The sequence below is a fragment of the Variovorax sp. P1_H2 genome, assembly GCF_056405295.1.
Genome location: NZ_JBFUCJ010000041.1, coordinates 1 through 17972, shown reverse-complemented (window position 1 = coordinate 17972; position 17972 = coordinate 1). Strand labels below are relative to the sequence as shown.

Annotated in this window: 18 protein-coding genes; 3 read left to right on the top strand and 15 right to left on the bottom strand. The window is 68.3% G+C overall.

Going from position 1 to position 17972, the window contains the following annotated elements; genetic code table 11:
* Window positions 1-7: 7 nt before the first annotated feature.
* The 13 genes from AC1D2E_RS16110 to AC1D2E_RS16050 form a co-directional block, all read right to left on the bottom strand.
* Window positions 8-997, bottom strand: a complete 990-nt coding sequence (locus tag AC1D2E_RS16110) for an FAD:protein FMN transferase (RefSeq protein ID WP_478198308.1) — start codon at window positions 995-997, stop codon at window positions 8-10.
* Window positions 994-3096, bottom strand: a complete 2103-nt coding sequence (locus AC1D2E_RS16105; RefSeq protein ID WP_478198307.1) for a 4Fe-4S binding protein — start codon at window positions 3094-3096, stop codon at window positions 994-996. The genes AC1D2E_RS16110 and AC1D2E_RS16105 overlap by 4 nt, the downstream gene beginning before the upstream one ends.
* 5 nt (window positions 3097-3101) lie before the next feature.
* On the bottom strand, window positions 3102-4079 hold the full coding sequence (locus AC1D2E_RS16100; protein WP_478198306.1) for a Bug family tripartite tricarboxylate transporter substrate binding protein: 978 nt from the start codon (window positions 4077-4079) through the stop codon (window positions 3102-3104).
* Complete coding sequence (locus AC1D2E_RS16095; RefSeq protein ID WP_478198305.1) at window positions 4076-4930, bottom strand: ABC transporter permease; 855 nt, start codon at window positions 4928-4930, stop codon at window positions 4076-4078. Before AC1D2E_RS16095 ends, AC1D2E_RS16100 begins: the two co-directional genes overlap by 4 nt.
* On the bottom strand, window positions 4912-6102 hold the full coding sequence (locus tag AC1D2E_RS16090; protein ID WP_478198304.1) for a type 1 periplasmic-binding domain-containing protein: 1191 nt from the start codon (window positions 6100-6102) through the stop codon (window positions 4912-4914). Before AC1D2E_RS16090 ends, AC1D2E_RS16095 begins: the two co-directional genes overlap by 19 nt.
* 299 nt (window positions 6103-6401) lie before the next feature.
* Window positions 6402-7379 (bottom strand): PQQ-dependent catabolism-associated beta-propeller protein, encoded by a 978-nt coding sequence (locus AC1D2E_RS16085; RefSeq protein WP_478198303.1) that lies wholly within the window; start codon window positions 7377-7379, stop codon window positions 6402-6404.
* Between the two features lie 25 nt (window positions 7380-7404).
* A complete protein-coding gene (locus AC1D2E_RS16080; RefSeq protein WP_478198302.1) occupies window positions 7405-8118 on the bottom strand; it encodes an ATP-binding cassette domain-containing protein in 714 nt (237 codons plus the stop codon).
* Window positions 8112-9299 (bottom strand): pyrroloquinoline quinone biosynthesis protein PqqE, encoded by a 1188-nt coding sequence (gene pqqE / locus AC1D2E_RS16075; RefSeq protein WP_478198301.1) that lies wholly within the window; start codon window positions 9297-9299, stop codon window positions 8112-8114. The genes AC1D2E_RS16080 and pqqE overlap by 7 nt, the downstream gene beginning before the upstream one ends.
* The gene (pqqD, locus tag AC1D2E_RS16070) at window positions 9296-9571 is read right to left on the bottom strand and encodes a pyrroloquinoline quinone biosynthesis peptide chaperone PqqD (RefSeq protein ID WP_478176763.1); all 276 of its coding nucleotides are present in this window, start codon (window positions 9569-9571) and stop codon (window positions 9296-9298) included. The genes pqqE and pqqD overlap by 4 nt, the downstream gene beginning before the upstream one ends.
* On the bottom strand, window positions 9568-10350 hold the full coding sequence (pqqC, locus tag AC1D2E_RS16065; protein ID WP_478198300.1) for a pyrroloquinoline-quinone synthase PqqC: 783 nt from the start codon (window positions 10348-10350) through the stop codon (window positions 9568-9570). The genes pqqD and pqqC overlap by 4 nt, the downstream gene beginning before the upstream one ends.
* Window positions 10347-11279: a pyrroloquinoline quinone biosynthesis protein PqqB gene (gene pqqB, locus AC1D2E_RS16060; RefSeq protein WP_478198299.1), complete on the bottom strand. Its 933-nt coding sequence runs from the start codon at window positions 11277-11279 to the stop codon at window positions 10347-10349. Before pqqB ends, pqqC begins: the two co-directional genes overlap by 4 nt.
* Window positions 11280-11361: 82 nt before the next feature.
* Window positions 11362-11436: a pyrroloquinoline quinone precursor peptide PqqA gene (gene pqqA / locus AC1D2E_RS16055; protein WP_081781751.1), complete on the bottom strand. Its 75-nt coding sequence runs from the start codon at window positions 11434-11436 to the stop codon at window positions 11362-11364.
* 267 nt (window positions 11437-11703) lie between these two features.
* Window positions 11704-13833: a sigma-54-dependent Fis family transcriptional regulator gene (locus tag AC1D2E_RS16050; RefSeq protein ID WP_478198298.1), complete on the bottom strand. Its 2130-nt coding sequence runs from the start codon at window positions 13831-13833 to the stop codon at window positions 11704-11706.
* A gap of 246 nt (window positions 13834-14079) precedes the next feature.
* Between AC1D2E_RS16050 and pedF the strand changes: the two genes are divergently transcribed.
* Both pedF and AC1D2E_RS16040 read left to right on the top strand, forming a co-directional pair.
* On the top strand, window positions 14080-14619 hold the full coding sequence (gene pedF, locus AC1D2E_RS16045; protein WP_478198297.1) for a cytochrome c-550 PedF: 540 nt from the start codon (window positions 14080-14082) through the stop codon (window positions 14617-14619).
* A gap of 9 nt (window positions 14620-14628) precedes the next feature.
* Window positions 14629-15471 carry a substrate-binding periplasmic protein gene (locus tag AC1D2E_RS16040; RefSeq protein ID WP_478198296.1) on the top strand — a complete coding sequence of 281 codons (843 nt, stop codon included), beginning with the start codon at window positions 14629-14631 and terminating at the stop codon, window positions 15469-15471.
* A gap of 22 nt (window positions 15472-15493) precedes the next feature.
* Here AC1D2E_RS16040 and AC1D2E_RS16035 read toward each other — a convergent pair whose 3' ends face one another.
* The gene (locus AC1D2E_RS16035; RefSeq protein ID WP_478198295.1) at window positions 15494-15901 is read right to left on the bottom strand and encodes a DUF779 domain-containing protein; all 408 of its coding nucleotides are present in this window, start codon (window positions 15899-15901) and stop codon (window positions 15494-15496) included.
* Window positions 15902-15912: 11 nt separating this feature from the next.
* Window positions 15913-17433: an aldehyde dehydrogenase gene (gene adh, locus AC1D2E_RS16030; RefSeq protein WP_478198335.1), complete on the bottom strand. Its 1521-nt coding sequence runs from the start codon at window positions 17431-17433 to the stop codon at window positions 15913-15915.
* A 273-nt stretch (window positions 17434-17706) separates the two neighbouring features.
* Between adh and AC1D2E_RS16025 the strand changes: the two genes are divergently transcribed.
* On the top strand, window positions 17707-17972 hold a 266-nt coding region (locus AC1D2E_RS16025; protein WP_478198294.1), incomplete at its 3' end, for an acetyl-coenzyme A synthetase N-terminal domain-containing protein.

Here is a 17972-nt window from a genome sequence, read left to right as displayed (position 1 = left end):
CCGAAGCTCAAGCCCGGTCGAGCCGAAGGCCGGGCGTGGCTTCCCAGCGGCCGGCCTTGTCGACCCACAAGGCGTCGACCTTCCACCGGCGCGCGAGCGCACGCGCCTGCGACGGGCCGGCCACGAAGAACACCTTGGTGAGGGCGTCGGCCATGGCGCCGGTGTCGGCCGCGACAGTCACGGCCGAGAGCTCGGGCGGCGAATAGCCGGTGTGCGGGTCGAAGATGTGGTGATGACGGCGGTCGGCGCTGAAGCTCGTGAGGGCGTCGGCCGAGGTGGCGATGCATCGACCATCCGTCATCAGCCGCGCGATCCACGCAGACGCTTCATGCGGGTCGGCGATGCCGAGCGTCCAGGGCCTTGCCTCGCTGTTGCGGCCCAGCGGTGCGAACTCGCCCGCATCCACCAGCGCATGGCGTATGCCGTGCGAAGCGAGCACGGCGCGCACATGATCGGCCGCATAGCCCTGCGCGATGCCGTTGAGCGTTGCGCCCATGCCGGGCATGTCGAAGCGGATCAGGCGCCGCGTGACGTCGAGCGCGCGCCAGTCCACCTTGGCGCGCGCCGTGTCCACCTCGCGCGATGCAGGCAGGCGTCCTGCGCGCCGCGCCCCGTCGAAGGCGAGCCACAGCGGCTGCACCGTGACGTCGAAGGCGCCATCGCTGTCCCGGGAGACGGCATGGGCAATGTCGAGGATGTCGACCAGCTCGGCGGGCGGCGCGTGCAGCCGGCCATCGCGGTTGAGCAGAGAGAGGGCGCTGCCGGGGTCGAAGAGGCTCATCTGGCGCTCGATGCGGCGCAGCGCCTGCGTCCCCGCATCGAGCGCGCGGTCCAGCACCTGCGAATCTTCATGCCCGGCTTGCAACGAGAGCGTGGTGCCGAAGCCCAGCATCGAACGCCGGCCCCAGTGCAGCGAGCTCAGCGCAGGTGCCAGGCCCGTGACACCGGCCAACGCACCCAGCCCCAGCGTGGCGCGCAGCCACTGGCGCCGCTTCATGCGTCGCTCCGGATCGATGCCGGCAACGGGCGGATCGCGATGACCCGGTCGCGTCGAAGGGCGATCAGCGGCGCGCAGCGCTCGGGACTGTCGTGGATCGCCACGCAGTCCAGGCACTGGAAGCACTCTTCGTAGACGATCGCGCCGCCGGGCCGGATGGCCTGGTACTCGCAGCGATGGCGGCAGGTCTGACACGGCGTGCCGCATTCGCTGCGGCGTGGAATCCATCGCAGCAGGCGCAGGCGGCCGAGCAGGCTCAGCCCTGCACCCAGCGGGCACAGGTAGCGGCAGAATCCCTTGTAGAGAACGGCGTTCACGAGCAACAAGCCAAGCGCCCACGCCACGAAGGGCCATGAACGCACGAAGTTCAGCGTGATCGCGGTCTTGAAGGGTTCGATCTCCACCGCCCGGTCGGTCCATGTCGGCGACACCACGGCCAGCCCGATGATGGCCGCCAGCACCACGTACTTGACCCCCTTGAGCTTCGCATCGAGTTCGCGGTGCAGCTTGAAGCGCTGGATGCCGGCGCGTCGCGCAGCCTGGCCCACCAGTTCCTGCATGGCGCCGAACGGGCAGAGCCAGCCGCAGAAGGTGCCGCGTCCCCACACCACCAGCGTCGCCGCGACGAACGCCCACAACGCCACCGTCATCGGGTCGTGCAGGAAGAAGGCCAGGTCGCGCCCGGCCCGGGCCGCCTGGATCAGCGCCGTGAGGTTGACGATCGACAACTGCCCCTGCGCAAACCAGCCGATGAAGCCGAGCGTGAAGACGAGGTAGCCGGTGCGCAAGCGCGCCAGCCGTGTCGGCGTGGCGACGATCCATCGCGGCCGGGCCAGGACCACCGTCAGCAATGCCAGTGCACCGGCCAGCACCGCCAGCTCCCAGGCGCGCGCGCGCCAGATCCCGTGCCAGCCCTTGCTGTCGGTGTCGGGCAGGGTCAGCTGGCTGGCAGGCAGCGTGTAGGGCAGCGCAAAGCTGCGGCTGATGCGCTCGGGGTAGACCATGCCCTTGTCGCGCGTCACGCGCAGCGAGAAATCCAGCGTCTGCGCCGGGTCGAGGCCGGCCGGGCCGATCACGCGGAAGACTTTCGCTTCGGCACCGCGCAGACTCGCCGGCAACGCGAGCGCGTCGTCCAGGTCGAGGTCACGCAACTCCAGGGGCAGGTCGCCTTGTTTCAGCGTCAGCCGGTCGGGCACCGCGCCGCGCACGAACTTGTCGCCGACGAAGGTGTAGGGGCCTGAGGCGATCACCAGCAGGGCATGGTCGCCGTCGTCGATGCGCCCGAGCAAGTGCTGCCAGCCGGCATCCGACAGCAGGTTGCGGCCGACCGGCGGCGCGTTGAGGTAGGCGACGTAGAGGTCGCAGAAAGTGTCGCCCGCCGCGCCGGCGATGGGCTGCTCGACACCGCTGCCTTCGAATGCCTTCTCGACCGTACCCAGGGTGATTCGCGCGTGCCGGATCAGGCCGGCCTTCAGCAACGCGTCCCACTGCATCGGTGCAAAGGTGTCGCGCCGCACCCGCGCAACCAGCTCCGGGTCGCGCCCGGGCGCAAAGCCGAGCCTGGCGCGCGCCACGTGCAGCGCGGACGACAGCAGGCTCTGGTTGAGGATCCGCACCGAGGCCGTCGCCTTGGCCACGCCGTCGATGTAGACGTTGGCGCTGCCGCGCTCCTCGCCACGATTGGCGTTCGAGCCGATCTTGATGTTCTGCTGCAGCGACAGCCCCTGGTACTGGGCGGCAAAGCGAATGAGCGGCGCTTCGCCCAGCCCTTCGAGAAAGACCGGCTCGTGCTGCGAAAGCACCTGCACGTCGAGGAAACCGCCCTTGGGGTCGAGCGCGACCAGCAGGTTGAACGGCGTGCCGGAGAAGCCGGGGATGGCCGCGAAGTCGATCGACTCGAACACATAGCCTGCCAGCGCCGTCGCGGTCGCATCCTGCTTGAAGATGGGCCAGACCGGGAGCTGCGCGTCCTGCTCGCCGACCACCAGCGGCGCGGGGAGGCGTTGCTGCAGGGTGGCGCGCGTCATCACCCCGGCCTGTGCATTGCTCGCGAGGCCTTGCAGGAATGCAATGAGCCAGACGACCCACAGTCGCGACATCGTCGTCACGTCGGGCCGAGACCCAGGCGCTCCACGGTGCGTTTCTCGGCGGCATAGGCCTCGCGCATGCTGAGGCCGTAGTCGGCGCTGTCGAGGTAGACGACCTCCTGGTCGTTCTTGGCCAGTTCGGCGATGTGCCGCGGGTCGAACAGCGCGCTCTTGAAGGCGTCGTGCAGCCGTCGCACGATGGGCTCGGGCACGCCGCGCGGCCCGGCCAGGCCATAGGGCGACATGGCGACGATGCCGTGGCCCAGTTCGCTCATGGTCGGCACATCGGGCCAGCGCCGCGAGCGGGCCGCGCCAAAGGTCGCCAGCAGGCGCAGGCGGCCCGAATCGACGAAAGGGGCAAAGCCGTTGGCGTTGACGCCGGCCATGACCTGGCCGGACGAGAGCGCGATCAACTGCTCGGCCGCGCCCTTGTACGGCACGTGGATGAAGCTCAGCCCGTGTCCGGCGAACAGCGCGTCGAGCACGACGTGGGGCGTGGTGCCGACGCCATTGGTCGCGATCGTCATCCGGCCCGGGTTCGCCGCTGCATCGGCCAGCAGGTCGGCCACGCTGCGCAGCGGGCTGGCCGCGGGAACGAGCAAGCCGAAGGTCACGCCGCTCACCTGGATGATCGGCGTGGTGTCGCGGATCGGGTCCCAGGCAACTTTCTGCGTCCAGGGCGCGCGAAATACCGGCTGCGGCATCTGCGCCAGCGTGTAGCCGTCGGGCAGGGACTGCTGCAGGATCGGCATGGCGAGCGTGCCGCCGGCACCCCCGCGGTTCTCGATGACGACGGGCTGGCCCAGTCGGCGACCCGCCAGTTCGGCCAGCACGCGCAGGCTGAGGTCCGTGCCGCCGCCGGCGGACCATGGCACCCACAGGAACAGGGGACGCTGCGGGAACGCGGCGTCCGCTGGCTGCGCACGAACCCACGGAGAGGCCGTGACAGCCGCCCACGATGCGCCGAGGCGCAGCAGGCTGCGCCGTGTCGTCATGGGGCGCCCCGCTGCGTCAGCCCGCCGAAGCCGCGCTGCGGGTCGTAGCCCCGGCAGGCCAGCAGGAAGCACACGGCGAGCGTGCCCAGCACGACCAGCGGCGCGCTGCCCGGGTCCTTGTCGTAGAGCGCAAATCGGATCCACTCGACCGCATGCGTGAACGGGTTGAACTGCGCCATCCGATACACCCAGGTCGCGCCCGACTCCTCGAGCTTCCACAGCGGGTAGAGCGCGGTGGAAAGGAAGTACATCGGGAAGATCACGAAGTTCATCGTGCCGGCGAAGTTCTCCAGCTGCCGCACATGGACGGAGAGCAGCAGGCCGAGCGAAGCCAGCATCAGCGCCGAGGCGAGCGTGGCGAGGAGGGCATGCAGCAACGCGAGCGGTTCCATCGGCAGGGTGGTGCCGAGCAGCGCGGCCACCGCGACGAAGGCCAGCACCTGCACCAGGCTGAGCAGCGCGGTGGCGAGCATCTTCGACAGCAGAAGCCACCAGCGCGGCAGCGGCGCAGTCAGCAGCAGCCGCATCAGGCCCATCTCGCGGTCGTACACCATGGCCAGCGAAGACTGCATGCCGTTGAACAGCAGCACCATGCCGATCAACCCCGGGGCGATGTAGACGTCGTAGGGGATGTAGGTGTCGTAGGGCTCGACGATCGCGACGCCGAAAACATTGCGAAACCCGGCCGCGAACACCGCGAGCCACAGCACCGGCCGCACCAGCGCCGAGACGAGGCGCGCCTTCTGCTGCCAGAACTTGAGCAGCTCGCGCATGACGATGGCGCGCATCGCCTGCAGCGCGTGGCCGATGTCGACTTGGCGCCCGGCGCGCGTCATGGCGCGCCCTTGCATGGCGATTCCGGCGCGTCGGTGCCGAGCGTGTCGAGCACGTTCCTCGCGTGCATGACGCCGTCGACCGGTGCGGTGCCGATCACGGCGACGCCATCGCTCAGCAGCATCGGCTGGCGCAACTGATGGTCCCAGGCACGGAAGCTCAGGCGAACGCCCTTGAAGCCGTCGAGCGTGAGGCCAGGCTGGTTGAGCGAAGCGTTCAGCCTCGCGGCCGTGGGTGCCGCGGGCTGTTCCAGCGCGGCATTCAACAAAGCCTTGGTGGCGATGTAGGCCGCCCAGTCGTGGCTGGTCATCGGGCGTTGCGTCGCCCGGACGAAGCGGCGCGCGAGCTGCGGCGCGCCATAGCGCTCGAAATGCGGCGCCCAGGCCAGTGCGCTCATGCCGGCATCGCCGACCACCGGGCGCGGCAGTGCGATGCGCCAGGGCAATGTGCGCGCGAACTCGCCATCGCTGTCGACCACCCAGGCGACGTCATAGTCGCCGCCCACGGCCGCGATGCCGGTCAGCAGCAAGGGGTTGGCCGATTCGCGCTCGCGCGGGTCGGCGGAGAGCGTGAAGGCCTTGGTCGCCACGGCCTTCAGGCCGTAGCGCTTCAGCGCGGCCTGCGCCAGGGCAAGCCGGCTGGCATCCTCGGGTCGCGGACCGGAGATCAGCAGCACGCGCATCCACTTGCGGGCGAGCAAGGCCTGCGCCAGGGCATCCGCGCGCATGCGCTCGCTCGGCAGCGTGTGGAACAGGTTGGCTCGACAGCCTTGCTGGCGCGACGCATCGGCGCTGTCGCCGACATTGAGCAGGGGCAGGGCGGTCGCGGCCGACGCGCCGGCGATCCATGCCGCAGGAAGGTCGAGCAGGGCAGCCGCCGTGCCGGTCCCTTCGAGCTGGCGCAATTGCATGGCTGCATCGTCCGCCGATCGGGCCGCGCGCACGATGACGGCCACCTGCAAGCCCGCTGTGTCCAGCTCGAACCGGCGCTCCTGGATGGCCAGGTCGACGCCGTCGCGTGCGCGCCCGCCGGGCTGGCCCGGGTAGGCGAGCGCGACGCGCGCCGGCTCCAGGCGATCGTCATCGGCGCGCTGCACGATGCCGAGCGTCAAGGTTGCGGCACAGGCCGAGGCGCCGGCCAGCGCCAGTGCCAGTGCCAGGGCCAGCGCCGCGATCGTGCGCCGAGCCAACTCAGTGCTCCACCACGTGATCGCGTGACCCGCGACGCATGAAACCGGCGCAGCCAATGCCAGGGATACCGCGGAACCGGCTTTGCCGGGCCGCTGGTATCGCCCCCTCGAGGGGGCGGCGCCGCAGGCGCTTCGGGGGTGTTTCATCCTAGTTGCTCCACCGCGCGGTGCGCGACCCACGACGCATGAAACCGGCGCAGTTCGATACCAGGGATACCGCGGAACCGGCTTTGCCGGGCCGCCGGTATCGCCCCCCTTGAGGGGGGAGGCGCCGTAGGCGCTTCGGGGGGTGTTTCATTTCAGTCATCGACGACCACCGTGTGAGGCACGCGTCCGACGGCGATGGTCTTGATCGGCTTCGCGGTGGCGGCATCGACCACCGTCATGTCGTCCGACAAGCCGTTGACGACGAAGAGCCGTGAACCCTCCCGATTGACCGCCACGCCCCAGGCCCGCTTGCCCACCAGCGCCAGGGCCCTCGTGGTGCGCGACGCCACGTCGACGAAGGCCACCTGGTTGGCACGGCCCAGCCCGACGTACATCGTCTTGCCATCCCGCGACAAGGCGATGCCGACCGGCGTGATGTCGTCCGGCCGCAGGCCCTTGACCGCGAAGGGGACGGTGGCCAGCACCCTCAGCTCGCCGGTCGAGATCACGCTGACGCTGCTGCCCAGCTCGTTGGTCACCCACAGCTCGCTGCCGTCGGCCGAGAAGGCGAAGCGGCGCGGGCGTTGGCCGACCGGGATGTTCCGGATCACCTCGAGCGTGCCGGCGTCGATGACATGCACCATGTTCGCGACCTCCGAGCTCACGTACACGCGCTTGCCGTCGGGCGACACCTTGACACCTTCGGGTTCCTTGCCGACGGGCACGCCCTTGACCCGTTTCTTCGTCCTCAGGTCGAACACGTTGAGCGTGCCGTCATCCTCGGCCGACACATAGGCGGTGCTGCCGTCGGCCGAGAGGTCGAACACCTCCGGATCGTCGCCGAGCGGCGCGCTCGCGACCGACTTGCGCGTCGCCAGGTCGATGATGTCGGCGCGGCCCGAGTCGCTGCAGGCCACCATCAGCTGGGTGTCGCCGTTCAGTCTTTGCATGTGGCGCGGACGCTTGCAGGTCGGGATGACGCCGACGACGGCCAGCGTCTTCAGGTCCACCATGGTGATCGCGTGGTCCTTCTCGCTGGAGACGAAGGCGAGCTGGCTGTCTCTGGCTGCCGCAGGCAGCGTGATGAGCGCGGCGGCGAGCGTCAGCAGGGCGAGGATGTGCTTGATCATGCGGTCTTGTCTCGAAGGGGGAGGGCTATCGCGTGGCGTTCAGGAACGCCGCCTCCAGCGTCGCGCCGCCCAGGGCGGCCTTGACGTCGGCGGGGGGGCCATTGGCGAGCAGGCGGCCGCGGTGCAGTACCAGCACGCGGTCGGCGTGCTCGGCTTCCGATACCCGATGCGTCGCCCACAGCACTGTCAGGCCGCGTTGGCCGACCTCGTCCTGCAAGCCGTCGACCAGATCGCGGCGCGATTGGGGGTCGAGCCCGACCGTGGCTTCGTCCATCAGCAGCAGATCGGGCCGGTGCAGCAGGGCGCGCACCAGCTCGACCTTGCGCCGGTTGCCGCCCGACAGTTCCCGCACGCTGCGCTGCATGTCCGCCATGAGTCCGAAGCGCGCCGCCTCGAAGGCAATGCGCTCGCGCGACACATGCGACGGCAGGCCTTGCAGCTCGGCATGGAATTGCAGGTTGCGCGCAACGCTCAGGTCGAGGTCCAGCGACTGCTGCTGGAACACCACGCCGATGTGCGCCAGCGCCCGGCGGGCGTCGGTGCGCATCGACAGGCCGGCCACCTCGACATCGCCCTCATCGGCCGCGAACAGGCCGGTCAGCACCTGGAACAGCGTCGACTTGCCCGCCCCATTGGGCCCCAGAAGCACGACGAAGCCGCCGCGTGCGATCGACAGGCTCAGCGCATCCAGCGCGACGCGCGTCCCGTAGCGTTGCGTGAGGCCGTGGATCTTCAGCAAGCGAGGGCCCCCGCCGCGCTGCAGGCGAGCGAGTTCTCGTCGCTGCGGAACACCAGGCCCGCGCCGCGCCTGGCACCCGGCACGAAGCGCAAGGTGTGCGTGGACGCGCCGTCGGCGCGCGCCACGGCGGCCGCGTCGAGCATGTCGTCAATGCGGCCGCGATGCGCGCTCTTCGGGCATACGGGGTCGGCCGCCGCCGCGTCCCCCGTGACCAGAAAGGCCTGGCAGCGGCAGCCGCCGAAATCATGATGCCGTTCGTCGCAACCGCTGCAGGTCGGGTCCATCCAGGCCTGGCCGCGGTAGCGGTTGAAGGCTTCGGTGTCGTGCCAGGCTTCGCGCACGGACATCGACTGCAGGTTCGGCAGCGCCGGACCGGGCAGCATGCGGGCGCTGTGGCAAGGCATGGCAACACCATCCGGCGCGACGACCATGAACACCGTGCCCCAGCCGGCCATGCAGGGCTTGGGCTTGGCGTCCGCATAGTCGGGCGAGACCCAGATGATCTTCATCCGGCCGGCCAGCCTTGCCTGGTACGTCTGGACGATGGCCTCCGCCTCGCGCAGTTCGGCCGCCGTCGGCATCAGCGCGGCGCGGTTGAGCCAGGCCCAGCCGTAGTACTGGGTGTTGGCCAGTTCGAGGAAGTCCGCGCCCATGCGCTCGGCCATCTCGATGATGCGGTCGACATGCTGCAGGTTGAAGCGGTGCATCACGCAGTTCAGCACCATCGGGTAGCCCTCGGCCTTGATGATGCCGGCGACCTTCGATTTCAGTTCGAATGTCTTCGTGGAGCTCAGGAAGTCGTTGAGCTCGCGCGTCGAGTCCTGGAACGAAAGCTGGATATGGTCGAGGCCGGCCGCCTTGAGGGCTTTGGCGCGCGCGCTGGTGAGGCCCACGCCGGACGTGATGAGGTTGGTATAGAAGCCGAGCCCACGTGCGTGCGCCACGAGTTCCTCGAGGTCGTCGCGCAGCAGCGGCTCGCCGCCCGAGAAGCCGAGCTGCACGGCGCCGAGCGCGCGTGCTTCGGCCAGCACGCGCCGCCAGCTCGCGGTGTCGAGTTCTTCATCGTGACGCGCATAGTCGACCGGGTTCGAGCAAAAGGCGCAGTGCAGTGGGCAGCGATAGGTCAGCTCCGCCAGCAGCCAGAGCGGCGGCCGTACCGTGCCGTGGCCCGGGGATGTCATGGTCGCGCCTCCTGCAGCCAGCCGCGTTGCAGCGCCTGGCTCAGGAAGTCGACCACGTCGTTGCGCAGAGCTGTCGGCGCGAAGGCGATCTCGAGCTCGGTGACGATCTCGTCCACGCTGCGCCGACCGTCGCAGCGCTGCAGGATCTCGGCGGCCGGGCCGTTGAGGCGCACCATCCCCTCAGGATAGAGCAGGACCCAGCTGTCCTGCGTCGGCTCGAACTGCATCCGGTACAGCGCCGACATGCGGGGGTGGGCGTCGGGCGTGATCATGGTCGTTGGGCCTCGGGCATGTCGTCGGGATAGGCGCGCTCGATGGCGTCGAGCATCGACCAGAGGATGTCGAGCTTGAAGTGCAGGATGGCCAGCGCGCGCTCCTGGCGCGCGCGCGTGGTGCACCAGCGCCGCGCGACGTCGAGTCCGTGTTCGACATCGCGCGTGGCGAGCGGGATGCGGCTGCGGAAGTAGGCCAGACCCCGGGCGTCGATCCACGGGTACAGCGCAGGCCAGCCGGCCAGGCGGTCGGCATGGATCTTCGGCGCGAACATCTCGGTCAGCGACGAGATGGCGGCTTCCTCCCACGGACGCTGCCGCGCGAAGTTGACATAGGCGTCGACCGCAAAGCGCACGGCCGGTTGCACGTGGCGATGCGACCAGAGGTCGATCGGGTCCAGGCCCGCGGCCTCGCCGAGGCGGACCCAGGCCTCGATGCCGCCGGCGTCATCGCCCGTGTAGTCGCCACGGCCGTCGTGGTCGAGCATGCGCAGGATCCAGCGACGGCGCTCGGCCCGGTCGTCGCAGTTGGACATCACCGCCGCGTCCTTGCGCGGAATGCTCACCTGGTAATAGAAGCGGTTGGCCACCCAGGCGCGTACCTGGAACGGTTGCAGTTCGCCGCGATTGAGCCGCTGGTTGAAGCGATGGTGGATGTGGTAGCGCGACTCGCAGGCGCGCAGGCGGGCCTCGAACTCGTCGGAGGCCCACAGGCGCTGCAGTTCGTATCGTGCCGCCTCGCGCGGGTTCAGGTGGGCCGCCAGTGTTGTTTCCGTCATAGCGTGATCTCCATGCCGTCGTAGGCCACTTCGATGCCATGGCTTTCGAGCATGCGGCGCTGCACGCTCGCCTCGTCCAGGATCGGGTTGCTGTTGTTGATGTGAATGAGCACCTTGCGGCGCGCGGCGGTGGCCAGCATCACGTCGACCATGCCGATGCGGACGTCGCTGCCGATCTGCGGCAGATGGCCCATCTCGCTGGCCGTCTTGCTGCTGAGGCCGGCGTGCTGCATCTCGTCCTCGACCCAGAAGGTGCCGTCGACGAGCAGGCAGTCGGCCCCGTGCATCCACTGCAGTTCGTGCGCGCCGACCTCCGCCAGGCCCGGCGAATAGAACAGGCGCCCGCCCTCATCGAGGTCTTCGATCAGCAGCGCGATGTTGTCTCCGACCGTTTGCTCGCGGCGGTGTGGCGAGTAGGGTGGGGCCTTGCCCGGAATGGCCACTGCGGTGAAGCGCAGCGACGCAAACCCGTCGACCGTGAAGGCGGCACTTGTCTCGGTGCCGGCCACCGGCAGCATGTGCCAGCGGGTGCCGCAATAGTGTTCGAGCACGCTGAGCACCGGGAAGGCGGTGGTCAGGTCCTCGAAGACGCAGGGCGTCGCATAGATGTCGATGCACGGGCCTTCGCGCATGCCGAGCAGGCCGGTGACATGGTCGATCTGCGCATCCATCAACACCACCGCCTTGATCGGCGTGTTGCGCAGGCCCTGGCGCGGATGCAGTTGCGGATGGCTGCGCAACTGCTGGCCGATGTCGGGCGAGGCATTGAGCAGCACCCACGATTCGCCGTCGCTCGACACGGCGATCGAGCTCTGGGTGCGCGCATGGGCGGTGAGTCCGCCAAGGCGCTGGCCGGCGCATTGCCGGCAGTTGCAGTTCCATTGCGGAAATCCGCCGCCGGCGCCGGATCCGAGCACGAGTATTTTCATGATGAAGAGAGAGAGAGAGAGAGAGAAGATTCGGGCCGGCGGCAGGGCGGTCAGAGGCCGTACCGCCGCCGGCTTGAACAGCTCAGCGGTGCGAGATGTACATCGTGATCTCGAAGCCGAAGCGCATGTCTTCAAACGCGGGTTGCGACCATTGCATGGAGTCTCCTTCGTTGCGGAACAGGCCCAGGCGGAATTGCCTTGTGGTGCCGGTGCTGTTCCGCAAATCGCGTGCCCGCGGCGGCATGGCGCAGCGCGCGCGAAAAGACTCGGGATTGCCCTTATGCCGAAGGCTTGGGAGGGCGTGCTTGCGCCGTCGGCAGGCCTGCGATGGCAGGCGCCGACGCGTGGTGTTCCAGGCTGGTACACCGCCCGTGCGACGGCGGTACAGGGTAATCCCTGAAGGACCGCCGTGCGCCCGCGCGCTTCACTTGGCCCAGCGAAGCTTGCGATAGATGGTGTTGCGGCTGATGCCGAGATGCTTCGACGCCACCGAGATGTTCCCGTTGGCAGCGGCAAGGGCGTTTCGGATCAGCTCGACCTCGGACTCGCCGAGCGTGCGGGGCGCGGCGGCCTCGGCCATGGTGGCTGGCGGCGCCGGCGCGACGATCGGCTGCGCTGCGCGCTCCTCGGGCAGGGCCGGGGAATGCACAGGGACAGCAGCCTGGGCCGCGGGTGACGCGACAGGCATCGCCACCGAAGCGGCGGGCTCCCGCCCCTGTCGCAAGCACCGCACATCCTCCAGGAAGTCATCCGAAAGATGGTGCTCGGCGATCTGGCCTTCGCCGGCGGCCATGACGGACGCCGTGCGCAGGACGTTGGCGAGCTGGCGCACGTTGCCCGGCCAGGCGTAGGCCTTGAAAAGCGACATCACCGGCGCGCTGATGTCCGGTGTGCCGTGCGGGCACTCGGCCAGCAGGATGCGGCGCGCCACCACGTCGAGGTCGCAACGCTCGCGCAGTGCAGGCAGCTTCACCACGAGGCCGTTCAGGCGGTAATAGAGGTCTTCGCGGAACGAGCCCGCTTCGATCATGTCGCGCAGCTTGCGGTGCGTCGCGCCGATCACGGCGATGTCCACTGGAATCGACTTGAGACTGCCCAGTGGCGTCACGTTGCGCTCCTGCAGCACACGCAGCAGACGGGCCTGCAGGGCCAGCGGCATGTCGCCGATCTCGTCGAGGAACAAGGTGCCGCCATTGGCCTGCACGATTCGGCCGACCGCGCCCTTGCGGCGCGCGCCGGTGAAGGCGCCGTCTTCGTAGCCGAACAGTTCGGCCTCGATCAGCGACTCGGGAATCGACGCACAGTTGACGGCCACGAAGGGCTRCTTGGCCCGGTTGGAATCCTGGTGGACGGCCCGCGCCAGCAACTCCTTGCCGGTGCCTGTCTCGCCGAGAATCAGCAGCGGAATGTCGCGGTTGATGACGCGTTGCACCTTCCGCACCAGCGCACCGATCTGCGGATCGCCAGTGTTCAGATAGTGCAGGCCCGAGAACAGCGTGCCGTCCGCGGAGTTCGCCGTGTCGCCCGCCAGCGTGCCGGAGCGCCTGCTGCTGTCGCCCGCGGCCGCCCGGTGGTCGACGACCTCGGCTGCAGCCTGGGAAAAGGACGGCTCCATGACCATCGAACGCTGGGGCCCGTTGAACCGTGCGTTGACATGAAACTGCCGCCCGCCGGCAAGGCTCAGCATCATCGGCACGGGCAAGGGCGTGCGGAAGTGGTCGAACACCGCCGAAGCGGTCGTGCCGAACAGGCTGGTGAGGCTGTGCATGCGCAGCGCGGCGCTGCTCATGTCGAGCTGGTCGAGCGCGCTGCGATTGGCGCCGAGGATCTTGCCGTCCGCGCCGACCACGATGATGCCCTCGAGCAGCGTGCCGATGAACTCCACGCGGCTGTGGAAGTGCAGGCGAAGCCGGTTGCCATAGTCGTCGGACAACCACTGGTTTTCGATCATGCGCGCCGACATGCGCACCAGGCCCATCGTGTGCTGGTGGTAGGAACGCTGGTCACCGGTGACGTCGAGGACGCCGAGCATGTTGCCGCGCGGGTCGAAGATGGGCGCCGCCGAGCAGGTGAGGAAGTGGTTGGCGTGGATGAAATGCTCGCCGCCGTGGACCACGGTGGGAGCCTCCTCGAACAGCGCGGTGCCGATGGCGTTGGTGCCCTTGGAGTGTTCCGCCCAGTTGACGCCCGGCGTCAGGGCGACCTTGTCGGCGCGCTGCAGGAACTTGTCGTCGCCGACGGAATGAAGGATGGTGCCTGTCACGTCGGCCAGCACGATCATGCTTTCGGTGTTGACGATCTGCTCGAACAGCATTTCCATCACCGGCGCGGCGTGGGTGAACAGGCGCTGGTTTCGTTCCCGCGCCACGGTGAGATCGCTGCGCGTCAAGGGCTCGAAGTCGGGCCGCTCGATGCGCGTCAGGCCGAGCGCCGAGCAGCGTTGATGCCACTGCTCGATCAACTCCGTACGCGCCGGCTGCTGGGGGACGGGTAGCACTGCGGGCGTGGTCCAGGTCCTGGCACTCGTGGCCAGCGCACGGTGGGTGTCAACCATTGTCTGTCTCCTCTGCCTCTATGCGAGCAGCTTGTCTCGTTCGAAAAGCATTGTGTCGTCGGCCAATGTGTCCCGTTTTGATACAGCGCAAGCCGAACCCCGCTGTTACACGCCGGCTGCCAGACGGCAAGGATGCCACATGCCGGGACTTTCCACGCAATTTGTGTACCTGCCTGCAACAACTCGGCGTGGCACGGCGTTTGCGGATTCGGCCATGTTTCTACATTTTGATGAACGGAGACTGACATGACGAGTTTCGATCCGAAGGAAGGGCGGCCCCTGAGCAGCCTGCGTCGCCAGAAGGCACCATGGAGCCGGGCGGCCCGCAAGGCCGGCGCGCTGTTGGCTGCAGCGGCCTGCATGACCGGCGCCACCCTGGCCTGGTCGCATGGCGACGTGACGCCGCAAGCCGTGGACACCACCGGGCTGCCCGAACTGGGCAAGGAGTGGCGCCCGGAGAACCCCTATCGCGGAAATGGGTCCGCCATCAAGATCGGTACCTCCGCCTACAACCAGAATTGCGCGCGCTGCCATGGCATCGAGGCGATCTCCGGCGGCATCGCTCCCGATCTGCGCAAGATCGACAACGACTGCGCGGCGCTGAAGGATGCCGCGAAGAAGGCCGCCTGCATCAAGGAGATCGACGACTACTTCCTGAACACCGTGCGCCACGGCCGCACGCGCAACGGCGCGGTCTACATGCCGCCGTTCGAAGGCATGATGAGCCAGGAGGCCATCTGGTCGATCAAGGCCTACCTCGAGACCCGTCGCGACAAGCCGATGTAGGAGCCGACCATGCACGCCTCTCTGCCGTCGCGACGCGACTGCCTGCGTTGGCTCGGTGCGGCCGGCCTGGCCGGCGCTCCAGGGGTCTCGAGCGCCGCGCCGCTGGACCGCATCCGCGAGCGCGGGACGCTCACCGTGGCGCTCTACAAGGACATGCCGCCGTTCCACGTCGACGGCAAGGGCATCGACGTGGAGCTGGCCCAGGCGCTGGCGGACGCGCTTGGCGTCAAGCTGTCGGTGCTGCCTTTCAACGCCGACGAGAACATGGGTGACGACCTGCGCAACATGGTGTGGCGCGGGCACTACCTGGGCTTCGGTCCGGCCGACGTGCTCATGCACGTGCCGGTCGACAAGCCGCTGATCGACGAGACGCCGCAGGCCCGCATCCTTGCGCCGTACTGGCGCGRGCGCGTCGTGCTGGCACGGCAGCTCGATCGCCTGCCGCAACTCGATTCCCTGTCGGCCCTGGGCGATGCGAAGGTGGCCGTTCCTGGGCAGACGCTGGCCGGCTGGCTGATGATCGGCGCCGATGGCGGAGCCTATCGCAACCAGCTCAGCACGCAATGGAAGGACGGCACCGAGGCCGCGCGCGCCCTGCAGCGTGGCGAGGTGGCCGCGGCCGCGGGTCTGGCGTCGGAGATGGAGTCGGTGTTGCGTGGCGATGCGCGCTTCGCGATCGCGCCCCTGCCGTCGCCGCGCGCCCAACGCAATGGCTGGGCGGTGGGAATGGCGGTGAAGAAGGACGCGGCAGACCTGGCGCAGGCACTGCAAGCCGCAGTCGACGAGCTCGCCGGCAGCGGGCGGCTGCGCAAGATGTTCGAACGCGCCAACGTCGCCTGGCTGGCGCCTTGAAGCGACAGGGGCCAGGGTCCGGCTACGGCCGGCCCTGCGCCTCCAGGGCCTGCCATTCGGCGTCTTCGTACAGCCGCGAGCGCGTCAGGAAGCGCAGTCCGGTCGGGCGTTCCAGCGAGAACATCCCGCCGTTGCCGGGCACCGCATCGATGATCAGGTGCGTGTGCTCCCAGTACTCGAACTGGGATCGGCTCATGTAGAAGGGCGTGCCCGCGATCTCGCCGAGGCAGATGTCGGCATCGCCCGTGATGAACTCGCCCAGGGCGAAGCACATCGGCGCGCTGCCATCGCAGCAGCCCCCCGACTGGTGGAACATCAACGGGCCATGCTGCGCGCGCAGGCGCTCGATGAGCGCCTGCGCGGCCGGCGTCACGGACACGCGACCCACCCGGGCCGTGGCCGGTTCGTGCGATTGCGTGCCGGACGCCATGGGCTGCCCGCTCAGAAGAAGCCCAGCTTGTTCGGGCTGTAGCTCACCAGCAGGTTCTTGGTCTGCTGGTAGTGGTCGAGCATCATCTTGTGGTTCTCGCGGCCGATGCCCGACTGCTTGTAGCCGCCGAAGGCCGCATGGGCCGGGTACTGGTGATAGCAGTTGGTCCACACGCGGCCGGCCTGGATGCCGCGGCCCATGCGGAAGGCACGAGCGCCGTCGCGGCTCCACACGCCGGCGCCCAGGCCGTACAGCGTGTCGTTCGCGATCTCGAGGGCCTCCTCCTCGGTCTTGAAGGTCGTCACCGACACCACCGGCCCGAAGATCTCCTCCTGGAAGATGCGCATCTTGTTGTGGCCCTTGAACACGGTCGGCTTGATGTAGTAGCCCGCCGCCAGCTCGCCGTTCTTCACGTTGCGCTCGCCGCCGGTCAGGCACTGTGCGCCTTCCTGCTTGCCGAGGTCGATGTACGTGAGGATCTTTTCCATCTGCTCCTGCGAGGCCTGCGCGCCCAGCATGGTGGCGGTGTCCAGGGGGTGGCCCTGCGTGATCGCCTCGACGCGCTTGATCGCGCGTTCCATGAACCGGTCGTAGATCGATTCCTGGATCAGCGCGCGGCTCGGGCAGGTGCAGACCTCGCCCTGGTTCAGCGCGAACATCGCGAATCCTTCCAGCGCCTTGTCGAAGAAGGCGTCGTCGGCCGCCAGCACGTCCTCGAAAAAGATGTTGGGCGACTTGCCACCGAGCTCCAGCGTGACCGGGATCAGGTTCTGGCTCGCGTACTGCGAGATCAGCCGGCCGGTGGTGGTCTCTCCGGTGAAGGCGATCTTGGCGATGCGCGGACTCGACGCGAGTGGCTTGCCGGCTTCCAGGCCAAAGCCGTTGACGACGTTGAGCACGCCCGGAGGCAGCAGGTCGCCGATGATCTCCATCAGCACCAGGATCGACGCCGGCGTCTGCTCGGCCGGCTTCAGCACCACGCAGTTGCCCGCGGCGAGTGCCGGTGCCAGTTTCCACACCGCCATCAGGATCGGAAAGTTCCACGGAATGATCTGGCCCACCACGCCGAGCGGCTCATGGAAATGGTACGCGTAGGTCTCGTGGTCGATCTCGCTGATGCCGCCTTCCTGTGCCCGCACGCACGATGCGAAGTAGCGAAAGTGGTCGATGGCCAGCGGCATGTCGGCGGCCAGGGTCTCGCGCAGCGGCTTGCCGTTGTCGAGCGTCTCGGCCACGGCCAGCGTCCGCAGGTTCTGCTCCATGCGGTCGGCGATCTTCAGCAGGATGTTGGCGCGCTCGGTTGGCGAGGTGCGGCCCCAGGCGGCCTTGGCCTTGTGCGCGGCATCCAGCGCCGCCTCGATGTCCTTGGCGTTCGAGCGCGGAATGCTCGTGAAGGGCTGGCCGGTCACCGGCGTCAGGTTGTCGAAGTACTGGCCGTCGATCGGCGCGACCCACTGGCCGCCGATGTAGTTGCCGTATTGCTGCTTGTAGGGGTTCGCAATGCCGAGATTGCGCATTTCTGCCATGTCCATGAAATCATCTCCGTTGAAGTTGAGGAAGGAACGCATGGACTGCTTCGCAATCGGCGGGCCAGCGCGTGCCAGCGCATGCCAGCAGATGCAAGTCGTTGTCAGGCAATGGATTTCGATCGGAGTGCTCCACGGCGGCGTGGCCGCACTGCGCCAGGCGCTGTGCCGAAGCGGAGCAAGGTGTTGCAGATTGAACCAATGCCGCGCGCTCGCGCATGGGCATCGAACTTGCGCGCTTTGTTCGATTCAATCGACTGAAGAAAGAGAGACGAAGCAATGACGACGAACACATCGAAGCGCATCGAATCGGTCTTGATCGAGACCCGCGTGTTTCCCCCCGACGCCACTGCCAGCGCAGGCGCGCGCATCCCCAGCATGGCGGCCTACGACGCCCTCTGCAAGGAGGCGGCGGACGACTTCGACGGCTTCTGGGCCCGCCAGGCCAGGGCCAACGTGGTGTGGAGCAAGCCCTTCACGCGCACGCTCGACGAGTCGGATGCGCCTTTCTACAAGTGGTTCGAGGACGGCGAGCTCAACGCCTC

Coding starts and splice junctions, on each gene's coding strand:
- AC1D2E_RS16105 (WP_478198307.1), bottom strand. CDS start 3,096: ATGTCGCGACTGTGGGTCGTCTGGCTCATTGCATTCCTGCAAGGCCTC.
- pqqC (WP_478198300.1), bottom strand. CDS start 10,350: ATGACGGAAACAACACTGGCGGCCCACCTGAACCCGCGCGAGGCGGCA.
- pqqB (WP_478198299.1), bottom strand. CDS start 11,279: ATGAAAATACTCGTGCTCGGATCCGGCGCCGGCGGCGGATTTCCGCAA.
- AC1D2E_RS16035 (WP_478198295.1), bottom strand. CDS start 15,901: ATGGCGTCCGGCACGCAATCGCACGAACCGGCCACGGCCCGGGTGGGT.
- AC1D2E_RS16100 (WP_478198306.1), bottom strand. CDS start 4,079: ATGACGACACGGCGCAGCCTGCTGCGCCTCGGCGCATCGTGGGCGGCT.
- AC1D2E_RS16085 (WP_478198303.1), bottom strand. CDS start 7,379: ATGATCAAGCACATCCTCGCCCTGCTGACGCTCGCCGCCGCGCTCATC.
- pqqD (WP_478176763.1), bottom strand. CDS start 9,571: ATGATCACGCCCGACGCCCACCCCCGCATGTCGGCGCTGTACCGGATG.
- AC1D2E_RS16095 (WP_478198305.1), bottom strand. CDS start 4,930: ATGCAAGGGCGCGCCATGACGCGCGCCGGGCGCCAAGTCGACATCGGC.
- pedF (WP_478198297.1), top strand. CDS start 14,080: ATGACGAGTTTCGATCCGAAGGAAGGGCGGCCCCTGAGCAGCCTGCGT.
- AC1D2E_RS16110 (WP_478198308.1), bottom strand. CDS start 997: ATGAAGCGGCGCCAGTGGCTGCGCGCCACGCTGGGGCTGGGTGCGTTG.
- adh (WP_478198335.1), bottom strand. CDS start 17,433: ATGGACATGGCAGAAATGCGCAATCTCGGCATTGCGAACCCCTACAAG.
- pqqE (WP_478198301.1), bottom strand. CDS start 9,299: ATGACATCCCCGGGCCACGGCACGGTACGGCCGCCGCTCTGGCTGCTG.